Origin of the sequence: Lysinibacillus sphaericus (assembly GCF_005217585.1) — a bacterium.
Classification (GTDB): Bacteria; Bacillota; Bacilli; order Bacillales_A; family Planococcaceae; genus Lysinibacillus; species Lysinibacillus sphaericus.
Genome location: NZ_SZPT01000001.1, coordinates 565293 through 590519, shown reverse-complemented (window position 1 = coordinate 590519; position 25227 = coordinate 565293). Strand labels below are relative to the sequence as shown.

Genomic DNA, 25227 nt, shown 5'->3' with positions numbered 1-25227 from the left:
CTAGTAAACCTCCCTGAAGCGTTTCGAAATATAATGAGCGATTAAGTTCATCACTAACGTAAAGATAAATAATGTGAATCCAACTGAGTAGATCGAGTAATAAATCGTCGTTCCATAACCAGCATCACCCGTAGAAACTTGTACAATATAGGCTGTCATCGTTTGGATGGAATCTGTGACATTTAAATCAAATTTAGGTGTCGATCCTCCTGCTAAGGACACAATCATTGTTTCCCCAATTGCCCGGGAAATAGCAAGTACGACTGATGCCACAATTCCCGATAAAGCGGCTGGTAACACTACTTTTATAGCAACCTCAAACTTCGTAGCCCCTAGCGCTAAAGCCCCTTCTCGCATACTGTTTGGTACAGATGACATGGCATCTTCTGATAGTGATGTAATCATTGGTAATATCATAATGCCCACTACAATCCCTGGACTAAGTGCATTAAATAGTTTAAGCTCTGGAATAATTCCTTGTAGCACTGGTGTGACAAACGTTAATGCAAAGAAGCCATAAACGATTGTCGGTACACCTGCTAATACTTCTAAAATCGGTTTAACTGTACGTCTTGTTTTCTCACTCGCATATTCACTTAAATATATGGCTGAAGCAATCCCAAATGGTACTGCTACAGCAACTGCAATTAATGTAACTTTCAGTGTTCCTGCGATAAGCGGTAAAATCCCAAATAACGGCTCCTTTCCAGAAAACGGTAGCCACTGTGTACCAAATAAAAAATCCGTAATCGAAACACGCTTGAAAAACTCAAACGTTTCAAAAATAAGGGTGAAAACAATGCCAAATGTTGTCAAAATCGAGATAAGCGCTGCAGAAAATAATAAAGCTGGCATGGCTTTTTCCACTATTTTCTTAGTTTTATGATTGCGCGAATTTGCAATTAATTGTTGCACAGATGATGTCTTATTTTCCTTTTGAGAAACCATTGGGTGCTCCTTTCCAATAAGCGAGGGAAAGAGCATCCATCTCTTTCCCTCTATGCATGTCTACTTATTTTAAGCCTTCTAAAGTTTTTAAGCCTTCAGCATATTTTTCTTCAGGTAGACGAACATAACCTACTGCTTCTGCCATATCTCCTGCATTTTCAAGTGTGAACTTAACGAAATCATATGCTGCTGCATTATCTTTCATCGCACTGTTTTTCACATAAGTGAATAGTGGGCGTGAAAGTGGCGTATATTCGCCTTTTTCAATTGTGTCATGTGTTGGTTCAATTCCATTGACTTTAACAATGTTTAACTTATCTTTATTTTCTAAGTAGTAAGCGAAGCCAAAGAAGCCAATTGCATATTTGTCACCAGAAATACCTTGGACTAGCATATTATCATCCTCTGATAATGTCGCTGAACTTACTAGATCAGCACCATCTAAAACGACTTCATCAAAGTAATCATACGTACCTGAGTCAGTACCTGGTGAGTAGAATACGATTTTTTCTGCTGGCCATGAAGGGTCGATATCTGACCATTTTTTCTCTGTGCCATCTTCAGTCCAAATTTTCTTTAGTTGTTCTATAGTTAAATCCTTTGCCCAATCGTTTTCAGGATTCACCACTACTGATAAACCATCATATGCTAAAGCTAACTCAGTGTAAGCTATTCCAGCTTGGTCTAGTTTTTCTTTCTCTTCTGTCTTTATAAAACGAGATGCATTTGAAAAGTCTGTCTCACCTGCGATGAATTTTTCAAAGCCACCACCAGTACCAGAAACACCTACCGATACTTTGACATCCGGTTGTGCACCTGCATACTCTTCAACAACTGCTTCAATAATTGGTGCTACTGTTGATGAACCATCTCCAGCAACTGAACCTTGCAGTTTTTCGTCAGCAGCTTCTTGTCCTGAGTTCGTTTCTGCATTGTTATTGTTTTGCGTTGAGTTGTCTCCGCTACATGCACCAAGCATTAATGCTGAACCCATTACCGCTGTCATCGTTAAGTACTTCCACTTTTTCATCTCATTTGCCTCCGTCACTAACTTTTTTATTTGTGTTTTGCCTTACAATCTTTACTATAATGACTTATTGTTGAATTCGTATAAACCGTTCGTAAAAGACACGTAAAGGAATGTAATGCTTTGTAAACGATTGTAAAGAGACGTTTACAATTGCAATTAAATGATTTGCTTCCTTTAGCAAAGATGCTATAATATTCATTTGTGTCAGGAAATATTATAAGAGGAGTTTGACTTTGTGATTAATCATGCAAATGTACAAAATGCCGATTACTTTAAAACATATTTAACACTTATCATGGATCATCGAGAGTTGTCATTACAGGAGGCTATTGATTTTATGATGACGACGTATTTCTATAATAATATTGAGCTTTATGGAGAAAAACCGAAGGAACAATTTGAATTGGCGATTCAACAGCTTAATCGCTAGTAAAAAGCTATATAGATACTAAAAAACCGCTAGGCATAAAAATATGCGCTAGCGGTTTTTTTATTCTTGTTCATCTTCACCGATTTTATCTTTTGTAATCGCAGGTAAAATTGGTTGTTCTACTTTATTATCTGTCACTTTTGTCTTTTCATATTTTGCTTTTAGCTCATAGTAAGCATCTAAAGCACGTCTTGCAATCACGTTATTATTCGATAAATGTTGATTAAGGTTCGTAGTTGCCCATGGAATGACAACAGCATAAGCAACTTCAGGATTTTCATATGGCGCATAGCCAACATGCGTTAAATTAATCGTATTTGTACCATAACGTTCACGTAATGGTCCATAATATACTACTTCGGCTGTCCCTGTTTTCCCGGCAGCGGTAAAAGGTGCGTTCGAAAATGCTGAACGTGCCGTACCACGAGAACCCGTATAAACACGATGCAAGCCTTTTTTTACATAATTAATTTCTTCTTCTGTATTATCGATATGATTTAAAATTCTTGGTCCTACTTCTGTCACTAATTGCCCTAGCTGCTGACCATCTTTTGATGGATCACGCACTTCTTTCACGACATGGGGCTGAACACGATAGCCGCCATTCGCTATCGTTGAAATATATTGTGCTAGTTGAAGCGGTGTATACGTATCATATTGTCCAATGGCTAAGTCGAGTGTTTTACCACCCATGATTGGGCCTTCTACCCCACTAAATTCATTAGGTAAATCAATGCCTGTTTTAACACCTAAGCCAAACTGTGCATAGGAATTACGCATTTTCGGGAATGTTTGATCATTTAATCGCAATGGCATCATGTAACTGTATGGTGTGCCATTAATAAGCATTGCCGTTTTAAACATATAAACGTTGGAAGATTGCTCAAGTGCGCTTAAACCATCCATTGAAATATAGCCACCTTGGTTGAAAATCGACCTTTTAACGGGTGTACCTAGTAAATGGATTGGTTCATCTCCTAATACTGTGTTCGGAGTAATCACCCCTAGTTTATAGCCTGTCAGCAAAGTGGCTGCTTTTACGACAGACCCTGCCTCATAAGCTGTTGTAAACGAGCCGTATGCATAATCCACAACTACATTTCTGCCCGTTTCCGAATCTTTTTCGATTTTTTTACCTACCATTGATAGGATATCTCCCGTATTTGGGTCCATCATGATTAAGAACGCTCGGTCTAATAAACTTGAGCCAGACATTGCTTTTAACTTCAGCAGTTCTTCTTCTACAATTTTTTCATTAGCGGCTTGTAACTCGCTATCGAATGTTAATACTAAATCTTTTCCAGGCTCGCCTTCATATGTTGTAATGGTATCAACAACTTGCCCTTTTTTATTCGTAATATTTTTGACAACTGTTTTTTGCCCTTGTAAAAGTTCTTCATATTGCGCTTCAATATAACTTTCTCCGACGCGATCATTACGTGAATAATCACGTGCTAAATAATAATTGAGCTTCTCTTTCGGTATCCCTTTTGTTGGTACAGTTGTACGGCCTAACACAGAAAGGGATGATAGTTTAACACGCTTCCAATCTGTCGTTGTGTTGACTCCTGGCAACTCAGTTAAACGCTCTGAAACACGCGCAAATTCATCTGCAGATACATTTTCACTTTTAATGATTTGAGGTGATAAATTGTAGCCTGATACCATCTCGCGGTAAATAGCTAATACTTCTAAATCCGCTTCCGTTAATTGTGCTAATTCTTCGTCTGTAATGCGCTCACGTACAATTTTATCGATTTCTGCATTCGCTTGACTTGTCGTAATATTTTCCTGTGTTTTAATTTTCGTTTGCTCTTCATCAGATATTTTTGCATATGCTGCGTCATGGTTTTTTAAAATCCAAAAATCCAATTTATCGCGTAATGTGACACGATTCGTTGGTTGTTCAATCAATTGAGCCAGCTTTTCAGCAATTGCTAACATATCCTCCGTTTTAGTCGTCTGCATTTTTGTATACGTAATCGCGTTTTCAGGCTGATTATCCACTAAAATACGCCCATAACGATCATACATCCGACCCCTTGGCACACTCGTATTGACAGGTACTTCCTCAGTCCGCTCTAAAATACGAACATAATCTTCCCCTTTAACAATTTGCATATAACCAAGTCTAAAAATTAACATCGAAAATACGATAAATATAGCAAAGAAAAGGACATTCATACGAAATGTTAAATTAGAGTGATGTTTCGCTTTAACACTCGCTGCGCGATTTTTCCCCGGTGCTTTGCGCATATGTATTCCCCTCCTCATCTAATAACTGTTTAAATACACGATACCTAGTATACCATTCGAAGTTGCGTCAGAAAAGCATACTCTTGCATCATTTTCATAATTCGCCTTGTCATCATTAAAATACTAATTATTGAAAAATGTAAAATAGAAGCAATCACATCACTTACACTACAGATGGTCGCTTTTCACACTTCGTTGGAGGAGTCCCAGCCGTTTGCTTCGTCGACCTATTCGTAATTTCCGACTATTTATGAAATGATCTGCCGTAACAATCCTTAACTAGAGGAAGCATCATTTTAAATGACGGTACTTGGCAAGAAAAGTTTCCTTCCGTATATATGGATTTCTGCTATTCGAAAGCAACATTACTAAATGCGCTAAAATCATATAAAAAGGGCCATGCCAAGGTGATTTTTCACCTTATACATAGCCCTTTACATAGAAATAATTAGTAAACTTCCGCTTCACAATAGTTCCGCAGAAACCTAATTATTTTGCTTTTTTATCGCAAATGATTATTTTGCAGCTTGAAATTTAGCTTCTACTGCATCCCAGTTTACTACGTTCCAGAAAGCACCGATATAATCTGGACGACGGTTTTGATAGTTTAAGTAGTAAGCGTGCTCCCAAACATCTAATCCTAAGATTGGTGTTTTACCTTCCATAACTGGAGAGTCTTGGTTTGGTGTAGATGTAACTGCTACTGAATCACCATCAACGATTAACCAAGCCCAACCTGAACCGAATCGAGTTGTTGCAGCTTTTGCAAACTCTTCTTTGAAAGCATCGAAAGAACCAAATTTAGCATCGATTGCTTTAGCTACTTCACCAACTGGAGTTTTTGAACCGCCTGGTGCGATTACTTCCCAGAATAGTGTGTGGTTAGCATGTCCGCCACCGTTGTTACGAACTGCTGTTTGTTTGTCAGCTGGAAGTGCATCGATATTTGCGATTAAGTCATTAATGTCTTTTTCTGCAAATTCAGTACCTTCCACTGCTGCGTTTAAATTTGTTACATAAGTATTGTGGTGTTTAGAATAGTGAATTTCCATAGTTTTTGCATCGATATTTGGTTCTAATGCATCGTAAGCATAAGTTAATTGTGGTAATTCGTAAGCCATTATTAAGTTCCTCCCTAAAATAAAGAAATAATTAGTACATCCTTAGATTATCAAAATTGGTCAAACCATTCAATGAAAAATACCTCAAATTAAAGATTTCAGCCTTTTGACCGAAATAAATAATCCAATTTCTAATATACCCACTTCTTTAATTTGTTAAACTTTATAGTTACCCCCACAATACGTTTAAATAGCAATAAAGAATACGACAATCATCACAATTTGAATAACTGCCTTGGCTACGGTTGACGTTAAAAAACCGATAAGCGAACCCACACCACTTTTTACAGCTTCATTAAAAGTTCTTCGCTCTACAATAAGCTCTGCAATGATGGCGCCTAAAAAAGGCCCTACTAAAATGCCGGCAACAGGAATAACGAATGGCCCAATCAATAAACCGATTGTACTGCCCCACATTCCTGCATTGGAGCCACCGAATTTTTTAATACCAACAGCATTTGCAACCGTATCAGCTCCAAAGAGAAGGACAACAAATAAAATTTCAATTGCCCAGAACCACCAACTTAAATCAGCAAATGAGAAAAATGATCCATAAAGAATAAATCCACCTAGTAAAAATAGAACACCTGGGATTATCGGATACACTAATCCAACAAATGAAACGATAAAGCAGGCAATCACTACGATCCAGCCAACAACTTCCATCAAAGCTCTCTCCTTTTGTCTTGCATGCCTTACATACGAAAAATATTGCCAAAAAGTTTCAATCTAGTGGCGAATTCCTAAAATAGAATCTGCAATATTCACAGCGTGATCCCCAATTCTCTCCAAGTTGCTAACAATATCCGTATAAACAATACCAGCTGCGCCACTACATTCGTTTGTATTTAAACGTGCAATATGCTTTTGTCTTAGTTTATCCTCCATATCATCTATCAAACTCTCTAACTCTGTTACTTCTTGCGCTAAGCTAAGACTCGCCGTATCAAGCGCCTCTAAGCTTTTCCTTACCGCCTCGATGGCAAGACTAAACATACCGATTAAATCTTGCCGCGCTGACTTACTTAAACTCACTTCATGGTGATCCTTATATTGCAATAGCTCCAAAATATTTTCAAAATGGTCGCCAATACGCTCAATATCACGCACATTCGTTAATAGGGTATGGTGTCGTACCGAATCAGCATGAGAAAGCGGCTGCTTGGACACCATCACTAAATAATTCGTTATTTCTTTATCTAAATGATTAAGTGCCACTTCCAACTGTAATACGGTAGGGATATGTGATGACTCCCCTGTTTTCATGTAGTAAAACGTTTCTTCTAAGCCCCTCAGCGCATGTTCACCCATCCGCAAAACTTCTTCTTTAGCTTGCCCTAATGCGATGGCTGGCGAAGAATCAATGAAGGATGGGTCCAGATGTTTCGTTGCAACATCAATACCACCGTCATGTCCAGGCAATAATTTTGTTACTAATAATGATAATCCTGCGATAAACGGTAGTTGAATCAACATATTAAAGACATTAAACGAACCATGTGCGACAGCAATTTGCATTCGAGCTTCTAAATGAAACAACTGACTAATCCACTGCACATAATTTATAAAGGGGGTAAACAGCAACATAAAAATAACCGTCCCAATCACATTAAATAACACATGGGCAGCCGCTGCTCGCTTTGCATAAATCGAAGCACCTAATGAAGCGAGGACAGCCGTTATTGTCGTGCCGATATTTTCACCAAATAAAATCGGTAGCGCACTATCTAAACCGATTAATTGTTCAGCATATAAGCCTTGCAATACGCCAACTGTCGCTGTCGAACTTTGAACGAGCAATGTAAAAATAGTCCCTAAAAATATGCCGATTACCGGTTGATTACTCAAATGAATGGTTAATGATGCGAAGTCTGCTAATTCATGCAGTGACTGCATACTAGCACTCATTAGCTCCAATCCTAAAAACAAACCACCAAAGCCAAATAAAATTTGACCTATGTGATGATAAATAGCCTTTTTAAAGAAAAATAAAAATGCTGCGCCAATCGCGAGGAGTGGATAAAAATAAATACCTATATTAATACCGATAATAAATGCAGTTATTGTCGTGCCAATATTAGCTCCCATAATGACACCTATTGCTTGTCGTAATGTTAAGAAGCCTGCACTCACTAGACCAACAGTAATTACTGTTGTAGCCGAACTTGACTGAATACAAACCGTTACGATTATCCCAACTAACACACCCATAAACGGATTCGTTGTAAATCGATTCAACCATTCACGGAGTCTGTCATCTGCCGATTTTTGTAACCCTTCTCCCATATATTTTATGGAAAATAAAAAGACCCCTAATCCGCCTAAAAATTGAAATAATATGCTTTGCCAATCTATTGTCAATGGTATTCGCTCCAATTCCTACGTCTCTACTAATCTATTCCTAATCATTAAATGAAAATGTACAAAAAGTAAAGAAAACCTTTAACTTCTTTACACAATGTTAACATTTTAGCATCTCATTCTCAGTGAAAGTGATGCAATCCATATCTAGTCATTCACGAACATGTTAGAATAGCGGATGGAGGAGATATAAATATGAAACACTCACAATTATTAATCGATAGCTTAATACACCCTAAAAAACTAGCAGCTTATCGTTTACTACCTATCGGCAAAGTCATTCAATATACCTTTCTATTAATTACCATTGTTACTGTATTTTCATTTGGACGTTTTTCTACTGATATGTCTGTTAATACCCTCGATATAAGTGGGATAACGGAATACATAGATCAAATAAAATGGCTGTTATACCCAGTCACATTCATCATGTTATTTGTACTAACAACGATGTTAGTTTTTGGTCAAATTGCGCTCTATGCTCTAGCAGGTTTATTTATTTTAAAAGTTATGAAACGTCGTGGTGAATACCGCCATATTTGGCGCACTACAACATTCGCTATTACTTGGGCGACTATTTTAAGCATGTTAGCAGAATTCGTACCAACTGCCCGAACAATACTCTCAATCTTGTCATTACTTTTAACCATTACTCTATTAATTATCGCCTTTACAAAATATCCAAAACAACCAATTTCAAAATAATAGGCATGATTCCCCTCTCTTCTCAATATAGTGTAGAAAAAGGAGGGGTTTTTTTGCGAGCATTCTTGTTAACTGTTGCTATTGTGCTTATCGCATTTGTCGTAAAAGTAGATTTAACAGAAGGTACATTATCTCTCGCTGCCTTCTATCCAAAAGATGGGCAAAATACACTTTGCGAAGACCAGCGCGAGCCAGCTTACATTACGGTCCAAACAATTCAAGGCGATACCATCCATAGCTTATTTGCACTACACCCAGCAAAAATGCCGATGACCTTTCCGGAACGACTGGAGCTCTTTTATCAATTAAATCCACATTTACAATTACAAGCACTTGTACCAGGCGAAAATATTAAGCTTCCCCTCTCTTTTGAATTCGAAAACGCATGCGGAAAATGAAAAGTTAACGTTTCTTCCTTGTCCTTATTTTCTTACACTGCTAAAATAAGTGTCAGTGACGGCTGAAAGTAGTGGCCCGAAAAGGAGAGAAAGTTAATGAGTGAAATTTGTCACCGTTCAAAAACACGTCCTGTACGTGTCGGTAATTTAACAATTGGTGGTAGTAATGAATTATTCATTCAAAGTATGTGTACAACAAAAACACATGATGTCGAAGCAACTGTTGCAGAAATTCTGCGACTAGAAGAGGCGGGCTGTCAAATTGTTCGTGTTGCAGTGCCAGATGAGCGTGCGGCTGATGCAATTGCCGAAATAAAAAAACGTATCCATATTCCATTAGTAGCTGATATTCACTTTGATTATAAATTAGCTTTAAAAGCAATTGAAAATGGTATTGATAAAGTTCGTATTAACCCAGGTAATATTGGGCGTAAAGAAAAAGTTGAAGCCGTTGTAACAGCTGCAAAAGCAAAAGGCATTCCTATTCGTATTGGCGTAAATGCCGGTTCATTAGAGCGACACATTCTTGAAAAATACGGCTATCCAACTGCCGATGGTATGGTAGAATCAGCACTACACCATATTAAAATTTTGGAAGACTTAGATTTCCACGATATTATCGTGTCAATGAAGGCATCGGATGTCAATTTAGCGATTGAAGCATATGAAAAAGCTGCACAAGCTTTTGATTATCCGCTACATTTAGGTATTACAGAATCCGGTACATTGTTTGCTGGGACTGTAAAATCTGCTGCTGGCCTTGGCGCAATCCTGTCAAAAGGTATTGGTAATACGCTACGTATCTCTTTATCTGCCGACCCTGTGGAGGAAGTGAAAGTTGCTCGTGAGCTATTAAAATCATTTGGTTTAGCGTCTAACATGGCAACGTTAATTTCATGCCCTACATGTGGCCGTATTGAAATCGACCTTATCTCCATTGCAAATGAAGTGGAAGAATATATTTCAACATTAAATGTGCCATTAAAAGTAGCTGTTCTAGGTTGTGCCGTAAATGGTCCAGGTGAAGCACGTGAAGCCGATATCGGTATTGCAGGTGCACGTGGTGAAGGTCTGCTATTCATGAAAGGTAAAACGGTTCGTAAAGTTCCAGAAGAAACAATGGTAGAAGAATTGAAAAAAGAAATTGATAAGCTAGCTGCAGAAATGGCTGAAAAACGTGCGGCTGAAGAAGCTGCAAAAGCGAACGCCTAAGGGAGGTGCTTGCATGACAAAGCCCCGTTTTGGTATTGATATTGACGGTACAGTGACATGTCCGAGTACACTTATCCCGCATATTAATAAGCAGTATAAGGTCAATATTACACTGGATGATGTTTGTGAATATGATTTTTTATCGGCCTTTCCTTATCCAGTAGATCGCACTGCATTTAACGCATGGTTTAAGGAAAATGAGCCTTATATGTATGAAGTATCAGAAGCTGCAAAGGATGCCAAAGCTATTTTAAATGCTTGGCAACATACTTATGAGCTATATTATATTTCTGCACGTGGTCAGAATGTTTCTGATATTACGATGAACTGGTTTAAATCACAGGCTATTCCGTACGATCACATAGAACTTATCGGAAGTCATGATAAATTAGCGACTGCCAAAAAGCATAATGTCGCCGCTTTCTTTGAAGATAAACATGATAATGCTGTGATGCTCGCTGAAGAATTAAAAATACCTGTTATTTTATTCGATACACCATATAATCGTCTTGCTGTACCTGACAATGTTGTGCGAGTGTATAATTGGCAAGAAGCAAATCAGTTTATTACGAACTACTTTAAGTAATACTGACAAGAAAATATTAAAAAGTAAAAGTGTTAGATTGACTGTGATCAATCTAACACTTTTTGTCGTCAACGTTAATGTATACAACAGAGAACCTAACAGCACTTGTCGTGGTCCTACCCGTTGGACTTCCTTGCGATTTGAATAGACATCACTAAACTTCAAGTATCCCACGCAACCAACGCTCCACAAAATTTTCGAAGGTTATTCCATAATTATCATAGACCGCATGATAAACAAAATATGTTCCTAATCGATCGAGTATCTCATCATTAATTTTCATATGAACCGCTCCCCTTCTTGATTTAAGTTACGTAAAATTTCACTCTAGATAACCATTGCTATTTCCAATTCATTTGAAAAGGTTGTATCGTTGCAAAACCGTCACAATCTGCCTGTTACATACCCTTTCTTCACAATTTTCTTTTCGTTAATATAGTAGTAACAACTAGTAAACTGGGGGTACTCCTTGTGAAATGGATGACAAAACTCACTTTTGTAGCATGCCTGTCTACCTTACTTACCGGCTGTGGCGATCGACTATCTGAAATCAAAGATGCGGCATCGGGCATTAACTCAGCAGCTGATGCTGCCGCGAGCTCTGTTAGTCGTGATGTCCATGCAATAAGAGCGCTAACGATTAACTACAAAGACCAAACATTTACTATTAATGACCTATTTAAAACTATTTTACGTGACATACGCTGGGAATATGACGCCGAATTAAATGAACTACATGTTCAAGGTACATGGCGAGCACCATTATTCTCTGACCAAGCATGGGATACTCCTATGCAAAAGAAGCTTGCTGAAACCGGTTTAGTGACTGTTACGTGTACAATAGATGACGATCAAATTGATAGCGCGCAAACAGCCGTAACACTTGTTTTAAATCAAGAAAAAATACTACAAATGAATGGCGAGGATGCATTACATCATCTATACGATACCTATTTAAATAAATAAGGTCTGTAGCTTTTCTAACGATATTATCGTTTAGAAGAGCTTTTTTTGTAACGATTGACGATTCCTTTAGCAAGCCCTTAGCAACAAGCAGTATTCACAAAAAAATCATATTTTTAAAAATTTTAAAGCGTATTATTTGTATGCTATAAAACTGTCACGTTATAATCAAAGCATCACGTGATGGTTGGGAGGTATTTGCATTGGGACAGAAAAATTAAAAATCGGAGAGCTTGCTCAAAAAACTGGCATTACTAAAAGAACAATTGATTACTATACAAATTTAGGCCTGTTGGAGGCAGAACGGTCCCCATCAAACTACCGCTATTATGATCCTGCCATGATTGAACGACTTCATTTCATCGAGAAACGCAAGCAGGAAGGACTTTCACTCGTAGAAATACAACAAGCACTTAATGTCACAACAACTTATGAAGAAATCGATGTTCAAATACTACGTTTAAAAATGCAAGATTTAGAGCATGATGTAACTTCTTTACTGGAACAAATGAACAATCAAGACACGAAATATAGCCAAACGATTAAAAAAAATGTTTCACCTGAAAGCATTGCATTAATGCAATCATTATTACTACTCATTAATACCTAGGAGGTGACGTTCTGTTTTGCAGAACGACTATTTGGAGACCATATTAAATTTATCGATTTTCACTATTTTATTAGCTTTAACCGCCTTTTTCGTAGCAACGGAATTTGCGATTGTTAAAATGCGTTCCTCTAGACTTGATCAGTTAATTGCAGAGGGCAATAAAAAGGCAATACCTGCGAAGCATGTTGTCAACCATTTAGATGAATACTTATCTGCCTGTCAGCTTGGTATAACAATAACAGCACTTGGTATAGGGATGGTTGGTGAAAAAACCTTTGAATTTATGTTACATCCACTCTTTGAAACAATCGGCATTTCGGATAAATTTATCCCTATTTTCACAATCGGTTCGGCTTTCGCTATCGCTACTTTTCTACATGTCGTTGTCGGCGAATTAGCGCCAAAAACGGCAGCTATTCAAAAGACGGAAACAATCTCATTGCTTTTTGCTAAACCGATTATCGCTTTCTATAAATTGATGTATCCATTCATTTGGTTTTTAAACGGATCGGCGCGTATGCTTCTAAGTTTCTTCGGTATGAAACCGGCTAATGAACACGAGATTTCACATACAGAGGAAGAATTGCGTTCATTGTTATCTGAAAGTTTTAAAAATGGTGAAATCAATAAAACCGAGTTAAAGTTCGTGAATAATGTTTTCGAATTTGACGAACGAATTGCTCGCGAAATTATGATTCCCCGAACAGAGATTGCGGGTATTGAAATTAATGAAACCTTCACTAATATTATTCACTTTATCGCATCCGAGAAATATACTCGCTACCCTGTGTATGATGGTGACCGTGATAATATTTTAGGCTTTATTAATGCAAAAGAGTTGTTTACACATGGCTTATTGGAACAAATAACTGATGATTCTTTAGTGCTCGAAAACTTTATTAACCCTGTTATTCGAGTAATTGAAACAACACCTATACAACAATTACTAGTTCGAATGCAGAAAGATCGCATTCATATGGCGATTTTAATGGATGAATATGGTGGTACCTCTGGGCTTGTGACGGTGGAAGACATTTTAGAAGAAATCGTTGGCGAGATTCGTGATGAATTTGACGATGATGAAGTTGCAGAAATTCGGAAGATTGGTGACAATCATTATATTTTGAATGCAAAAATGCTTGTAGAAGATGTAGAAAATTTATTGCAAGTATCCCTTGATAATGAAGAAGTAGAAACACTTGGTGGTTGGTTCTTAACAGTGAACAACGGGCTCAAAGCGATTAAAAACATCGAGCTAGCGCAATATGTATTTAGCATTTATGAACAACAGGGTCATCAGCTTCACTTTATCGAAGTGCGTCCTCTTCATAAAGCTGCACCCGTTCCTACAGAAGGCTAATAAACGTAAACGAAAGGCTCAGTTGATATAACTTTCACAACTTTAGGGCTATACAAAGTTATCTAAATACTTTTGTCTCATTCCATTATTAGCCATATTTCGATATAATAAATCTGTATATGATTTTATTATCAGGGGGCATTGTTATGAAACTTTTTAAACTTTATCATTCAGACGGTATCCATATTATTACGGATGTAAAAAAACACAAAACAAATATTGAGTTAAAAACAATTACAGGAGAAGTATTATATATTATCGTTGTAACAGATGAAAACTACACAGTATACGATGACCGCTTTGCTGGTGCTTCCAAGCAGTTAAATTCTGTAGAGGCGTTCGATATCGACGGTAGCTTTAGAAGTCTTGACTTTGATAATATGCGCTCATTATTCAAAGAGGCATTCACTAAACTTTTACAGGAAATTGCTGAATGTGTAAACGATGGAGACGAGCTAGTCTATCTTGATACACTTCGACATAAAGTAAGTGCCCAAATTAAAGGAATCCATTTCCGTGTTATTTCGGACACAAAAAAATATGAATATTAAGTAATGGCCTGTTCTACAAATAACAGACTGCTCAATGACTAAGCTTTTTTCTTTGAGCAGTCTATTTCTTTAGCTTAGCCCAAGCTCCCCTTTACCTCTAATTTCAAAATCATCACTTGCACACCTTCCTTTACTTTTTTCATGTATAATGGAGCGTAACAACCTGAAAGAAAGGGTGTTTGAATGAATCGTGAACAACTCATTTTACTCGTTTCAGAAAAACTAAAATTAATTCGAACAGAAAAAGCATTAACGCAAGACCAAATGAGCGATCTCCTTGGGCTTTCCAAAAAAACACTCGTGCAAATTGAAAAAGGTCGCATTAAAACCGGATGGACAACTACAGTTGCAGTATGTGCTTTATGCCGTGAAAGTTCCATATTACAGCATGAGCTAGGTGGTGATCCACTTGAGGTCGTTGACTTAATCGCCAATAACGGCACATTACCGCCAAAGGAAAAAACGATGGGCGGATACATATGGTGGAAAAACCTAAATGAATGGCAAGGCTATCGTTTACAACAAAACGTCATTAGTCAACATTATCGCATTTTAGATACAGACAACTATCGTCTACTGTCAACCTTTGACGAAACACTTGCCATGCAAGAATGGCACAAACTCAAAGAATAATATTAACCGATTTGAATATAAGCCTTGGAAAAAAGGTTTATATTCAAATCACCTAATCTTCTGAATTACATCGCATCTTCCACTAGTACATCCTTCCCCCACTATTCGAAATCTATGGACAAACGAATAATAGTTCTTAAACATTGTGACATAAGATAGAATCACACGACAAACGCTAACAATTACTATGTCGTACAACACTTCTCTTTAAAATATTTCTTCCATACCGAGGAAATCATCAACAAACGAGAAAAGTCGAATTTTGTAAGATTCTTCTATATAATAATTAGTAACGCCTGTTATACTGGAAAGGATGCTTTTTTATGACACGTATACTAGCAATTAGTGATATACACGGTGAATTAGAACTTCTGGAAAAATTATTATTAAAATTGAAGTTCGACGCCACACAAGATAAGTTACTTTTATTAGGGGATTATATTGATCGGGGTCCTGCATCTTGTGGCGTTTTAAATATAATTGAGGAACTACAAGCAACAGGTGCACGTGTACTATTAGGAAATCACGAGGCTATTATGCTCAAAGCTTGTCGTTCTGGTATTCCAAAAGCATGGCATCATTGGATTTCACTTTGTGGCGGAGATGCAACACTTGCAAGCTACGGCTATCAGCCTGAAGATTTTGAAGATGCCATTGCCCAAAACACATTACCTAGCTTTATTCAAACATTGCCAAAGCTTGAAGAACATTTACAGTTTATCGAGACGTTTGAAACGTATATAGAGTTGGAGGATGCCATTTTTGTTCATGGTGGCGTTGTACCTGGTAAAGCCTTAGCGGACACAGATCCTTTACAACTTTTATGGATTCGAGAAGAGTTTCATACAGGCTACAGTGGTGAGAAAACTATAATTTTCGGGCATACACCAACCTATAAATTGCATCAAGACCCAACAAACTACAGTGTTTATTTCGGCGATAATAATATTATTGGTATTGATGGAGGTGCTGTTTTTGGAGGGCAGCTTCATGCACTCGAATGGCCAAATCGACAAATTACATCTGTTGCAAAAGAAAAGCCAACAAGCTTAGAATAACTTGTTGGCTTTTCAATTATGATTCATCGAAATATGCTATTTAATATAATTTAAAAATGACCCCAGCTAGGGAATAAATAATAACTGTTGAGAAGAGAATTGTCATATGGAAAAGCGAGAAAACGAACATTTTCGTCGCCCACTTCACTTGATCCGTGTTACTATGATAACCGTAAATACTCATTACAAGCCATGCCACACTTAATATAAGTGCGACAAGCATAATACCAATACTTAATGAACCAAATAAAAAGCTTGATAATATTAACAGTATTAAATAAAAATTTGTTTGGTAATATGTGCGGCGCATCCCTTTTATTACAGGAAGCATCGGAACGTTAGCTGCTTCATAATCCGCATGTTTACGAATCGCAATCGCATAAAAATGTGGCATTTGCCAGATTACCATCACACAAAAGAGCCCCATTAAAGCAGGATGTGTAATATCAGTAGATACAGCTGCCCAACCAATTAAAGGTGGTACTGCGCCTGATATACTACCAATTTCGGTATTATAAATAGTGCGACGCTTTGTCCACATTGTATACGGCACAACATATAAAAATACACCTAAAAATCCAAATAATGCAGCTAGTGGTGAGGCTAATGCTAGTACAGCTACTCCAACAACAAGCATAATAATCGCTAAACTCATCGTGGATTTTGCTGACATCTCCCCTGTTACAGTCGGACGATTTTTCGTACGCGGCATAATGGCATCTATATCACGGTCATACACATTATTAAAAGCTCCTGCCGCACCTATAACAAGTGCCGAACCAATTGTTGCGAAAATGATTTCTGGTATATTGTCCAATAATGTCATTTTATTTTTATACATCCCTAGCGACAAGCCAGCCCACATAGGAATTAAATTGGATTTTATGATACCTGTTTTAACTGTTTGAGCTAAAACATTAGAGCGCGAATGTTTCTCTATTGTTTTTTCTACAGTTTGTGGATTTTGGTCCGTTTTTAGATTTTGTTCCATTCCTCTTAATTCCTTTTCTCTTATAATTTCTACTTACGTCCTTCGATAGAATGAGACATTTTTTGCATTAAACATATCAAATTATTATTTTACCCCTTTTAGGATAGCTATGTCTCAAAGTTCACATAAAGTACATGATTTTATCAATAGAAGGTATAATGTCAATTCACAACTCCTTCTATGATACCACCGACTTGCATGAATTTGAACCTAATTGCCTTCTTTCCTGCATAATGCTATTCAAGAAAAACAATCTGCACTATACTAATGGGTATGTTCTATCTAAACGAAGGAGTGTCTAACACGTGAAATACGGATTTATTGGTCTAGGTAATATGACCACAGCCATTATTAAAGGAATGTGCAATAGCGGAGATTTTGATTCCTCTTATATATATGGCTATAATCGTACAAAATCAAAAACAACAAAACTCGCAACCTCTTATGGTATACAAGCAACAACTTCCATCGAGGAACTCATGGCAAAATGTGATGTCATTATTTTAGGTGTGAAACCTCAAATGCTACCTGATGTTTTACCTGAGGTCAAAAAACATCTCCAAGAAAAGCATATGATTGTATCCATTGCTGCGGGAAAAAACCTCAATTACTTCCATGGTTATCTTTCAGAGTCCACGCCTATTATTCGCGTAATGCCAAATATCAATGCCCTAATTGGCGCATCAACAAGTTGCTATACAGCAAATGAGCAAGTAACAGAGACACAACTTCGTCTTATCACCATGTTATTTGAAACAATCGGCACGATAATTGAAGTACCTGAACACTTATTCTCCATCTTTACAACAATTGGTGGGGCTTCACCAGCATTCACCTATATGTATATCGATGCCTTAGCTCGCGCTGCTGTGCGTGAAGGCATGCCGAAAAACATGGCACTCGACATTGCTGCAAATGCAGTACTCGGCAGTGCGAAAATGATTTTACAATCAAAAGAGCATCCATGGGCGCTGGTCGATCAAGTCTGCTCTCCAGGTGGAACAACCATTCAAGGCGTATCTTCCCTTCAAAGCAATCATTTCGAAACGACAATCCATGATGCTGTTGCAGCTGTAACAGATAAAGACCGCAGTCTCTCTAAATAAATATTTACGAACAAAAGGCATCGAGAAATTGAATTCCCGATGCCTTTTATCTATTACTTAGGGTTACTGCATATGATCTTGTTCTTGTAGTTGTTGTGCTAAAAACATGCCTAAATCTCGCCAATTTTCTGGTGTAACACCATGTCCATCTGGATATTGCTTGAAAGTAACTGTGGCGCCAAATTGCTCAAACAGTTCTTTACTTTCCATACCCCATTGTGAAGGAATCACATAATCATAATCACCATGAGAAATAAAAGCATGTAAATGATTGACCGTGCGAATCGCATATTCCTCCGTAACAAATTTTGGCGTATATCCGCTTAATGCTACAATGCCTGTAATTAAATTGCCCATAACAAAAGCTAGTGACTGTGCAAGAACAGCCCCTTGGCTAAAGCCAAGGACAAATACTTTATGCGGATCAATTTGAAACTCTTCAATCGCTTCTAAAATAAATCGTTGCAGTGCAATTAACACTTTATCAAAAATAGCACGGTCTGGCTTTCCCACTTCCTGTATCGTGAAAAAGGCAAAACCCGGCTTTTGTGCAATAGGACCTCTCAAACTAATGATATGACACTGGTCTTGAAAATCTTGTACCAATTGCGGTAAATCATCTTCATTGCTACCCATTCCATGCAATAAAAAAATCGCTGGATATTTTTTAGTAGGGTCCATATTTGCTGGTTGTGTATGTTTAAAAGTGAATGGTGTATTCATTGCTATTAATTCCTTTCAAGTAAAATCAAAACTATTTTAACATATTGCCCAATTATACTGCACAGATGTTGATTTTGGAATCTTCCCCTAATTGTTTGAAAATTGTTTGTGTGCCTGACACTACAAAGGCATCGAATTAGAGAAAACGCTCTAATTCGATGCCTACAAATTTTATGTTAAATTTGTTTTCGAAATAAGCCCGTCTGTATGATAGGCTATATATCCGTTAATGATGCGAAGTGTTTCTTGCGGATCAGCGTCAAATAGCACGTTGGATTGTGCAGGCGTTGATACAAGAACCGAGAGTAAATCCATTCGCATCGAATGTCCAGCAGCGCTATAGGCATAGTCATAAATAATCGCTTCCTCTGTAAGACCTTCAGCGTCATACTGTTGATGGAACAATTCTTTTGCCATCTCCATTCGTTCAGCTACTTGCTGACGAATTCGCATTTGATGCATAAGCAATTCTTCTTCAAGTACTGCTGGTTTTACCCATTGTTTCTGTTTTAGCATATTGATAAGCTGATTTTCCCAAACTTGCTCATTGTCAGTAAAATACAACATATTCACCATCAGCCTATCCCAAAAATCTGTTTTCGAACTAGCCGATTGACGTTGCATATCAATCGTCTGATTAAAGTGTTGCTCAACCTTTTCAATATCCATATTACGTACTAAATGGTAACATACATTTTCAATAAATTTATTTGCTACTTCCTGTGCCATGATCGAAACCCGTCCTTATCTCAACAAATCATTACACCTCTATCATACCATGATTGTTAAATAGAAAGAAACGGACAACGTTTAGACATGTTGATGTGGTTGCTGGAATAACACCGATACGCCGGAGTCAATTGCAGCACTGCCAACAGCTTTCGCGACAACGCTCGCTACACGCTCATCCATCGACTTTGGAATAATAAATTCTTCTGATAAGTCTTCTGCTGATACTAACGAAGCAATGGCTTCTACCGCTGCCAGTTTCATCGCCTCATTTATATCTGTAGCGCGGACATCTAATGCCCCCCTAAAAATACCAGGGAAAGCAAGCATATTATTTACTTGATTCGGATAATCTGAACGGCCAGTACCCATAACACGTACACCCCATGCACGAGCATTATCATACGTGATTTCTGGATTAGGATTAGCTAGCGCAAATACTATAGGATTTTCGTTCATTGATTCGATATGCTCTTTCGTTAATAAATTGGCAACAGATACACCGACAAAAACATCACTACCAGCAATCGCGTCTTCTAATGTCCCAACTAATTTGAATGGGTTTGAAATTTTTGCAATCTGGTCTTTGATGCTATTCATCCCTTCCTTACGCCCGTCATAAATAATCCCCTTTGTATCACACATCACAACATTTCTATAACCCATTTGAAGTAATAAGCGCAATATTGCAATGCCAGCCGCCCCGGCACCGTTTATCACTACCTTCATATCTTTTGGTTCCTTGTTGACAATTTTAATCGCATTCATTAAGCCAGCCCCAACAACAATCGCCGTACCATGCTGGTCATCATGGAACACGGGTATATTACACTCCTGTCGAAGGCGATCTTCGATTTCAAAACAACGCGGAGCAGAAATATCCTCTAAATTAATACCACCAAATGTTGGAGCAATCGCCTTAACAGTGCGTACGATTTCATCCACATCTTTTGTTGCGAGACAAATAGGAAATGCATCCACATTGGCAAAACGTTTTAGCAAAATCGCCTTTCCCTCCATCACCGGTAATGCCGCTTCTGGGCCGATGTCACCTAACCCTAGAACGGCTGTCCCATCTGTCACAATGCCAACTAGATTTCCTTTAATTGTATAATCATACACTGCTTGCGGATTGTTTTCGATTTCAATACAAGGCTGCGCAACGCCAGGTGAATAAGCTAAACTTAAATCATATGTATCCTGCACAGGTACCTTTGCTACAATCTCCATTTTCCCTTGTGCTTCTTTGTGCATCTCTTTTGCCTTTTGCATAATATCCATTGTCTAAACTCCTATCTTCTATCTACATGTCATTTAGTTTTTTTCCATTATTCTCAACAAAAAAATTATTATTGTAATACTATTCTAAATAATTAATCTTGTTATATTTTGAAAATTATATTACTTCATCCAACTAAAGTCAACGTCGTCAAGTGCAATCCTATACAAAACTTTTTAAATTGTTAATATTTTTAGAATATTTTAAATAGATGAAATCGTTTTCATTTTAATACTATCCAAAAATAAGTGATTCATACAAAAACACCCTTGTTTCCTTTCGAAACAAGGGTGTTTTAAAGTTTCAGCATTGAGCGTGTAACGCTTCTAAAATAGTTTGTGCATTATCTTGAAGTGCCTGATAGTTATCTTGTAAGTATGTCGGATGCAATGGCTTACTAAATAAAAACCCTTGTACTGTTTCACAATGCCCTGCCATTAAATAATTGAGCTGTGCTACTTCCTCAATTCCTTCTGCCACTACTTTCAAACGTAAATGTTTAGCCATCGATAATATCATATCAACTAATGCTTTATCAGTAGGGTCGCTTTGAATTTTTTGGACAAAAGAGCGATCAATTTTCAAGCAATCGATTGGAAAATCTTTTAAATAGGATAACGATGAGTAACCAGTACCAAAATCATCAACAGCAATTGTCACACCGAGCGTTTTTAATTGATGTAAAATCATCGTGATATGATCGATATTAATGGTCATACTTTCCGTTATTTCTAATTGTAAGTATTTTGGGTCTAAATCAGTATCTTCAAGTACAGATTGAATCATCTCCACTAAATCTTGCTGAAATAATTGGCCTAAAGAAAGATTTACCGCTACTTTGATAGGTGGTAAGCCGGCTTGTTCCCACTGCTTCACTTGCCTACACGCCGTTTCTAATACCCATTGTCCAATCGGAATGATGATACCTGACTCTTCGGCAATCGGAATAAACAAACCTGGTGAAATCATGCCCTTACTTGGATGCTGCCAACGAACTAGTGCTTCAACCGATAAAATTTGCCCTGTCTGCAAATCTATTTGCGGTTGATATTCCACAAACAACTCATGATTATCCAAAGCATGACGTAAATCATTTTCTAAAATAATTTTCTCTGTAATATCGCTAGACATGGAAGTTTCATAAAATACGATGCGTGAAGGTACTTTTCTCGCCTCCTGCATCGCATACACAGCATACCTGACAAGCTCTTCTTCTTTGTAGGCATCCGTCGGGAATAAAGATATGCCAATATTCAAATGCCCATTTAAAGAAATATGTTGTATTTGGAAGGATTTCGCCATGGCCATTTGCAACTGTTTACAAAGCTCCATGATTCGTTGTGTATGATTTGCATCATCAATAAATACGATAAAATAATCTTCTCGAAGCATACTTAGTAAATACTGCTCCGGTATAATATCCTTTAGCCGCTGTGCAACTTGACTAATTAATTTATCTGCATATGAACTACCTAGTGACGCTTTAATAGCTGAAATGCGTTCAATCTCAATAGCTAAAATAGCCTTCTTAACATTCGATTTATATAAGTTCTTATGTAATGTCTCCATTAAAAACCGTTCATTTGGTAGGCTTGTCACCTCGTTATGATAAGCCATATAATGCATCTTCTCTCTAGATTTCTCTAAATGTTTCTGCATTTCTATTAAATCCTGAAACGGTTTTTCAATTGATGAAAAGTAAATGGCTTTAAAAAGAAAATAAAAAGAACACAATTGAAAAATATGTCCAATAAAATTTTTAATATCGTAAACGTCACGATATGTAGTAAAAAGTAAATCACTAATGATTAAATAACTTGCACTACCTAACAACAAGAATATAATATTGGGTGCTACCTTAAATTTTTTTAGTAATAAGTACATGATGAGAAAATGGCATGCCATTGCGACATACTGCAACGAAATTTTTAACGGTGTTGGACCGACTCCTTCAATAACAAGCGGTGGCAGAATAGGGGTAGTCGGTACATATATAAGTATGAATAATCCAACAGTAATAACAAATGGCGTACTATAAATGAACCATCGATACGTTTTATTAAGAATGGCTTTTTCCTTAATAAAAAATATGAGCAAGATACCACATGATAACACTAACCTTCCAATAATATAAAACCATGTTGCAGCATAGGGGGTGCTCTCCATAATAAAATGCGGCATCCCCTTATAAGAAAGTGCATGTGCAATTTCAATTAAGCTATACGTTAAAAATAATGCACCTATGTATAGAGTTCTATTAGATAGAATATAAGGTGTTGTTAACCATGATTGGATGGCAATCGTCATCGTCACAACAATGATCAAAATTTCTATTAGCAAATGAATCGAAACATAATTACTCTTTCCAAAAATCCCGTAAAATTCATCACTCCAATAACCAATGATCATCAATAATACGCTAGAGAATAATATGAATAGTATCCCTTTCCTAAATAAAGAAAAATGTTTATTTAATTCCCACACGATGATCCCTACTTTCACTTGGCTGATAACCGCTACTTTATAATAATTCATTATGTATAAATAATTTTGAGATGATTCTACTAATAGATTACCATGATATACCTAAAATTCAATCAAAGAAAAATGGATAAAATGTTTCAACTGTTGAAAAAAGGAAGAAGACTGAAAATATCCTCGTAATTAACGAGTTTATCTTCAGTCTTAACATGTTCATTTTATGAAAATACATAACTATCCATATTATCAATGGTATTTTGGATTGCATCTTTTAGAGATCGCTGATGCTCGCCACAAGAAGCAATGGCTTCCTCTAATATAATCGCTGCATTCGCTATAAACGGTGCCATCTGTAAATCTTTTGCAAGCTGAATTAACACAAGGGCTTTATTCCACTTCCAGCGAGCATTTGTCGGATCTAAGTCAATGGCTTGCTCTAAATAAGCAAGTGCATCAAAAGGCATCCAACCAAAACGATGCATCGTCTGACCTGTTATGCCCCAATACAAAGCCTTATTAGGATTTGCTTTTACTGCCTGCTTGAAGCAATGGACACTCTCATTGTAATGATGGGCAAATAAAAACAGCTCGCCCTGTGTAAAAAATGATTGTGCCTTTTCATTAGCTGAACCTGATTTAGCCATGTCCTCTAGCGCTTTTACTCGCTTCGCAAATGCCGCTTCATCTTTTATAGCACGTATTGCTAAAACATCATCTGATTCAGGATAACTTTCATTCGCTCGTTCACTATGCTGAGTTTCCAAGAAAAGTGTTGGCTTCGGCAATGTAGCAACATCGTACTCATCCAACAAAGTAATATATTTAGTAGCTAACTCCTTATCAGGCCCATCTGCAATTTGCATAGCAGCCTTATAACATTTCATCAGCTCTCCATTATAAAAGTATTCTTCCATTGTCATCCATTCTTCCTCCAGTTTTCATACACCTCATTCTATATAGTATATATTATACATACTTCACTCTATAAAGCACTCTCCATTTCGTTTGCTATCTATTTGAATAAAAAAGAGACTGTCCCATTGGTTCAGTCTCTTCTGTGCGTTATTTTTTTAATACTTCTTTATCTAAGAAAGCTCGTAAATCTTCTTCAGCTAATGCCCCTACAAAACGTGCAGTTTCTTTGCCATCTTCAAAACGAATAAAAGTTGGCGTTGCTTCGAGATTATACTTATCCCATAAATCTCCATATTCATATACGTTTAATTGTGCAATATTTACGCCTAAATCATCTGCAACCGGCATTAATACGGGTGTGAATGCTTGACAGTGTACACAAACTGGACTAAAGAAATACGCATTGACATCTTCCCCAGCTTTAATCTTCTTTTCTAGCTCATCAGGCAACATAATATTTTGGTAATTTTCATCATCTAATTGGTCAATTGTTTCTTGTTTTAGATTTTTGTCTCCGTATGGATTATTCGCACTCGCCAGTTTGTTTTTGTTTGATACATTTGTAAGTACAATAATCGCTGCAAATAATACAACAATAACCGAACCAATAATTAGTAGCTTTTTCAATTAAACTCCTCCGATTTCACATAAAAAATGTCCTACTTTTAGTGTATTTGGAATTGATTATAAAGTGTTTTTAGAAGCTAGTAAACTAATTCGTCTTTCATAGTAAGTTTTCGCACAATTCAAACATAATTTAATGTATTTATGGAAACCTACT

Annotated in this window: 26 protein-coding genes; 12 read left to right on the top strand and 14 right to left on the bottom strand. The window is 37.1% G+C overall.

Translation table 11 applies throughout. The annotated features are described in order from the left end of the window. Together pstC and FC748_RS02865 are read right to left on the bottom strand one after the other, a co-directional pair. Positions 1-948, bottom strand: a complete 948-nt coding sequence (pstC, locus tag FC748_RS02870) for a phosphate ABC transporter permease subunit PstC (protein ID WP_024361286.1) — start codon at positions 946-948, stop codon at positions 1-3. Positions 949-1012: 64 nt separating this feature from the next. After that, positions 1013-1978 (bottom strand): PstS family phosphate ABC transporter substrate-binding protein, encoded by a 966-nt coding sequence (locus FC748_RS02865; protein ID WP_024361287.1) that lies wholly within the window; start codon positions 1976-1978, stop codon positions 1013-1015. Between the two features lie 235 nt (positions 1979-2213). On the opposite strand from FC748_RS02865, the gene FC748_RS02860 reads away from it, so the two are divergent. Beyond that, on the top strand, positions 2214-2408 hold the full coding sequence (locus FC748_RS02860; protein WP_036204720.1) for a hypothetical protein: 195 nt from the start codon (positions 2214-2216) through the stop codon (positions 2406-2408). A 60-nt stretch (positions 2409-2468) separates the two neighbouring features. On the opposite strand, the gene FC748_RS02855 is transcribed toward FC748_RS02860, so the two are convergent. The 4 genes from FC748_RS02855 to FC748_RS02840 form a co-directional block, all read right to left on the bottom strand. After that, the gene (locus FC748_RS02855) at positions 2469-4664 is read right to left on the bottom strand and encodes a peptidoglycan D,D-transpeptidase FtsI family protein (RefSeq protein ID WP_108029769.1); all 2196 of its coding nucleotides are present in this window, start codon (positions 4662-4664) and stop codon (positions 2469-2471) included. A 515-nt stretch (positions 4665-5179) separates the two neighbouring features. Continuing rightward, on the bottom strand, positions 5180-5785 hold the full coding sequence (locus FC748_RS02850) for a superoxide dismutase (protein ID WP_024361290.1): 606 nt from the start codon (positions 5783-5785) through the stop codon (positions 5180-5182). 186 nt (positions 5786-5971) lie between these two features. Continuing rightward, a complete protein-coding gene (locus tag FC748_RS02845; RefSeq protein ID WP_108029770.1) occupies positions 5972-6451 on the bottom strand; it encodes a DUF456 domain-containing protein in 480 nt (159 codons plus the stop codon). A 63-nt stretch (positions 6452-6514) separates the two neighbouring features. Then, positions 6515-8146 (bottom strand): Na/Pi cotransporter family protein, encoded by a 1632-nt coding sequence (locus FC748_RS02840; RefSeq protein WP_024361292.1) that lies wholly within the window; start codon positions 8144-8146, stop codon positions 6515-6517. 195 nt (positions 8147-8341) lie between these two features. Here FC748_RS02840 and FC748_RS02835 point away from each other — a divergent pair, with 195 nt between their 5' ends. From FC748_RS02835 to FC748_RS02820, 4 genes are all read left to right on the top strand, one after another. After that, the gene (locus tag FC748_RS02835; RefSeq protein ID WP_024361293.1) at positions 8342-8851 is read left to right on the top strand and encodes a DUF1189 family protein; all 510 of its coding nucleotides are present in this window, start codon (positions 8342-8344) and stop codon (positions 8849-8851) included. 53 nt (positions 8852-8904) lie between these two features. Next, positions 8905-9249 (top strand): protein YqfZ, encoded by a 345-nt coding sequence (locus FC748_RS02830; protein WP_024361294.1) that lies wholly within the window; start codon positions 8905-8907, stop codon positions 9247-9249. A gap of 96 nt (positions 9250-9345) precedes the next feature. Further along, the gene (gene ispG, locus FC748_RS02825) at positions 9346-10461 is read left to right on the top strand and encodes a flavodoxin-dependent (E)-4-hydroxy-3-methylbut-2-enyl-diphosphate synthase (protein WP_024361295.1); all 1116 of its coding nucleotides are present in this window, start codon (positions 9346-9348) and stop codon (positions 10459-10461) included. A 13-nt stretch (positions 10462-10474) separates the two neighbouring features. Continuing rightward, complete coding sequence (locus FC748_RS02820; protein ID WP_024361296.1) at positions 10475-11047, top strand: 5' nucleotidase, NT5C type; 573 nt, start codon at positions 10475-10477, stop codon at positions 11045-11047. 154 nt (positions 11048-11201) lie between these two features. On the opposite strand, the gene FC748_RS22365 is transcribed toward FC748_RS02820, so the two are convergent. Then, entirely contained in the window at positions 11202-11330 is a 129-nt protein-coding gene (locus FC748_RS22365; protein ID WP_255313805.1) for a hypothetical protein, read from the bottom strand. A gap of 197 nt (positions 11331-11527) precedes the next feature. Here FC748_RS22365 and FC748_RS02815 point away from each other — a divergent pair, with 197 nt between their 5' ends. The 6 genes from FC748_RS02815 to FC748_RS02790 all read left to right on the top strand — a co-directional run bounded on the left by FC748_RS02815 (position 11528) and on the right by FC748_RS02790 (position 16222). Continuing rightward, positions 11528-12013 carry a hypothetical protein gene (locus FC748_RS02815; RefSeq protein WP_238600150.1) on the top strand — a complete coding sequence of 162 codons (486 nt, stop codon included), beginning with the start codon at positions 11528-11530 and terminating at the stop codon, positions 12011-12013. A 184-nt stretch (positions 12014-12197) separates the two neighbouring features. After that, positions 12198-12620 (top strand): MerR family transcriptional regulator, encoded by a 423-nt coding sequence (locus FC748_RS02810; protein ID WP_227665360.1) that lies wholly within the window; start codon positions 12198-12200, stop codon positions 12618-12620. A gap of 31 nt (positions 12621-12651) precedes the next feature. Further along, positions 12652-13980 carry a hemolysin family protein gene (locus FC748_RS02805; protein WP_024361299.1) on the top strand — a complete coding sequence of 443 codons (1329 nt, stop codon included), beginning with the start codon at positions 12652-12654 and terminating at the stop codon, positions 13978-13980. Positions 13981-14126: 146 nt separating this feature from the next. Next, a complete protein-coding gene (locus FC748_RS02800; protein WP_024361300.1) occupies positions 14127-14531 on the top strand; it encodes a hypothetical protein in 405 nt (134 codons plus the stop codon). Between the two features lie 183 nt (positions 14532-14714). Continuing rightward, a complete protein-coding gene (locus tag FC748_RS02795) occupies positions 14715-15164 on the top strand; it encodes a helix-turn-helix transcriptional regulator (protein WP_108029772.1) in 450 nt (149 codons plus the stop codon). Between the two features lie 323 nt (positions 15165-15487). Further along, positions 15488-16222, top strand: a complete 735-nt coding sequence (locus FC748_RS02790) for a metallophosphoesterase (protein ID WP_108029773.1) — start codon at positions 15488-15490, stop codon at positions 16220-16222. A gap of 40 nt (positions 16223-16262) precedes the next feature. Here the strand turns inward: FC748_RS02790 and cyoE are convergent, their stop codons facing one another. Further along, positions 16263-17213 (bottom strand): heme o synthase, encoded by a 951-nt coding sequence (gene cyoE, locus FC748_RS02785; protein WP_024362958.1) that lies wholly within the window; start codon positions 17211-17213, stop codon positions 16263-16265. 305 nt (positions 17214-17518) lie between these two features. Between cyoE and proC the strand changes: the two genes are divergently transcribed. Then, positions 17519-18319 carry a pyrroline-5-carboxylate reductase gene (gene proC / locus FC748_RS02780; RefSeq protein ID WP_024362959.1) on the top strand — a complete coding sequence of 267 codons (801 nt, stop codon included), beginning with the start codon at positions 17519-17521 and terminating at the stop codon, positions 18317-18319. 63 nt (positions 18320-18382) lie between these two features. On the opposite strand, the gene FC748_RS02775 is transcribed toward proC, so the two are convergent. The 6 genes from FC748_RS02775 to FC748_RS02750 form a co-directional block, all read right to left on the bottom strand. Next, complete coding sequence (locus tag FC748_RS02775; protein WP_024362960.1) at positions 18383-19042, bottom strand: alpha/beta hydrolase; 660 nt, start codon at positions 19040-19042, stop codon at positions 18383-18385. Between the two features lie 171 nt (positions 19043-19213). Continuing rightward, on the bottom strand, positions 19214-19771 hold the full coding sequence (locus FC748_RS02770) for a hypothetical protein (protein ID WP_108029774.1): 558 nt from the start codon (positions 19769-19771) through the stop codon (positions 19214-19216). Positions 19772-19852: 81 nt separating this feature from the next. Continuing rightward, positions 19853-21052, bottom strand: coding sequence for an NAD(P)-dependent malic enzyme (locus tag FC748_RS02765; protein ID WP_024362962.1), 1200 nt, complete (start codon positions 21050-21052; stop codon positions 19853-19855). 301 nt (positions 21053-21353) lie between these two features. Next, the gene (locus tag FC748_RS02760) at positions 21354-23534 is read right to left on the bottom strand and encodes a bifunctional diguanylate cyclase/phosphodiesterase (protein WP_052599506.1); all 2181 of its coding nucleotides are present in this window, start codon (positions 23532-23534) and stop codon (positions 21354-21356) included. Between the two features lie 215 nt (positions 23535-23749). After that, the gene (locus FC748_RS02755) at positions 23750-24451 is read right to left on the bottom strand and encodes a tetratricopeptide repeat protein (protein WP_108029775.1); all 702 of its coding nucleotides are present in this window, start codon (positions 24449-24451) and stop codon (positions 23750-23752) included. Positions 24452-24593: 142 nt separating this feature from the next. After that, positions 24594-25073: a thioredoxin family protein gene (locus FC748_RS02750; RefSeq protein WP_024362965.1), complete on the bottom strand. Its 480-nt coding sequence runs from the start codon at positions 25071-25073 to the stop codon at positions 24594-24596. Between the last annotated feature and the right edge of the window lie 154 nt (positions 25074-25227).

Bases quoted from the DNA above. Each gene is read 5' to 3' on its own strand.
- FC748_RS02755 (WP_108029775.1), bottom strand. From the start codon at position 24,451: ATGACAATGGAAGAATACTTTTATAATGGAGAGCTGATGAAATGTTAT.
- FC748_RS02845 (WP_108029770.1), bottom strand. From the start codon at position 6,451: ATGGAAGTTGTTGGCTGGATCGTAGTGATTGCCTGCTTTATCGTTTCA.
- FC748_RS02770 (WP_108029774.1), bottom strand. From the start codon at position 19,771: ATGGCACAGGAAGTAGCAAATAAATTTATTGAAAATGTATGTTACCAT.
- FC748_RS02855 (WP_108029769.1), bottom strand. From the start codon at position 4,664: ATGCGCAAAGCACCGGGGAAAAATCGCGCAGCGAGTGTTAAAGCGAAA.
- FC748_RS02800 (WP_024361300.1), top strand. From the start codon at position 14,127: ATGAAACTTTTTAAACTTTATCATTCAGACGGTATCCATATTATTACG.
- FC748_RS02790 (WP_108029773.1), top strand. From the start codon at position 15,488: ATGACACGTATACTAGCAATTAGTGATATACACGGTGAATTAGAACTT.
- FC748_RS02850 (WP_024361290.1), bottom strand. From the start codon at position 5,785: ATGGCTTACGAATTACCACAATTAACTTATGCTTACGATGCATTAGAA.
- FC748_RS02765 (WP_024362962.1), bottom strand. From the start codon at position 21,052: ATGGATATTATGCAAAAGGCAAAAGAGATGCACAAAGAAGCACAAGGG.
- FC748_RS02815 (WP_238600150.1), top strand. From the start codon at position 11,528: ATGACAAAACTCACTTTTGTAGCATGCCTGTCTACCTTACTTACCGGC.
- FC748_RS02835 (WP_024361293.1), top strand. From the start codon at position 8,342: ATGAAACACTCACAATTATTAATCGATAGCTTAATACACCCTAAAAAA.
- cyoE (WP_024362958.1), bottom strand. From the start codon at position 17,213: ATGGAACAAAATCTAAAAACGGACCAAAATCCACAAACTGTAGAAAAA.
- FC748_RS02865 (WP_024361287.1), bottom strand. From the start codon at position 1,978: ATGAAAAAGTGGAAGTACTTAACGATGACAGCGGTAATGGGTTCAGCA.
- pstC (WP_024361286.1), bottom strand. From the start codon at position 948: ATGGTTTCTCAAAAGGAAAATAAGACATCATCTGTGCAACAATTAATT.
- ispG (WP_024361295.1), top strand. From the start codon at position 9,346: ATGAGTGAAATTTGTCACCGTTCAAAAACACGTCCTGTACGTGTCGGT.
- FC748_RS22365 (WP_255313805.1), bottom strand. From the start codon at position 11,330: ATGAAAATTAATGATGAGATACTCGATCGATTAGGAACATATTTTGTT.
- FC748_RS02820 (WP_024361296.1), top strand. From the start codon at position 10,475: ATGACAAAGCCCCGTTTTGGTATTGATATTGACGGTACAGTGACATGT.
- FC748_RS02795 (WP_108029772.1), top strand. From the start codon at position 14,715: ATGAATCGTGAACAACTCATTTTACTCGTTTCAGAAAAACTAAAATTA.
- FC748_RS02775 (WP_024362960.1), bottom strand. From the start codon at position 19,042: ATGAATACACCATTCACTTTTAAACATACACAACCAGCAAATATGGAC.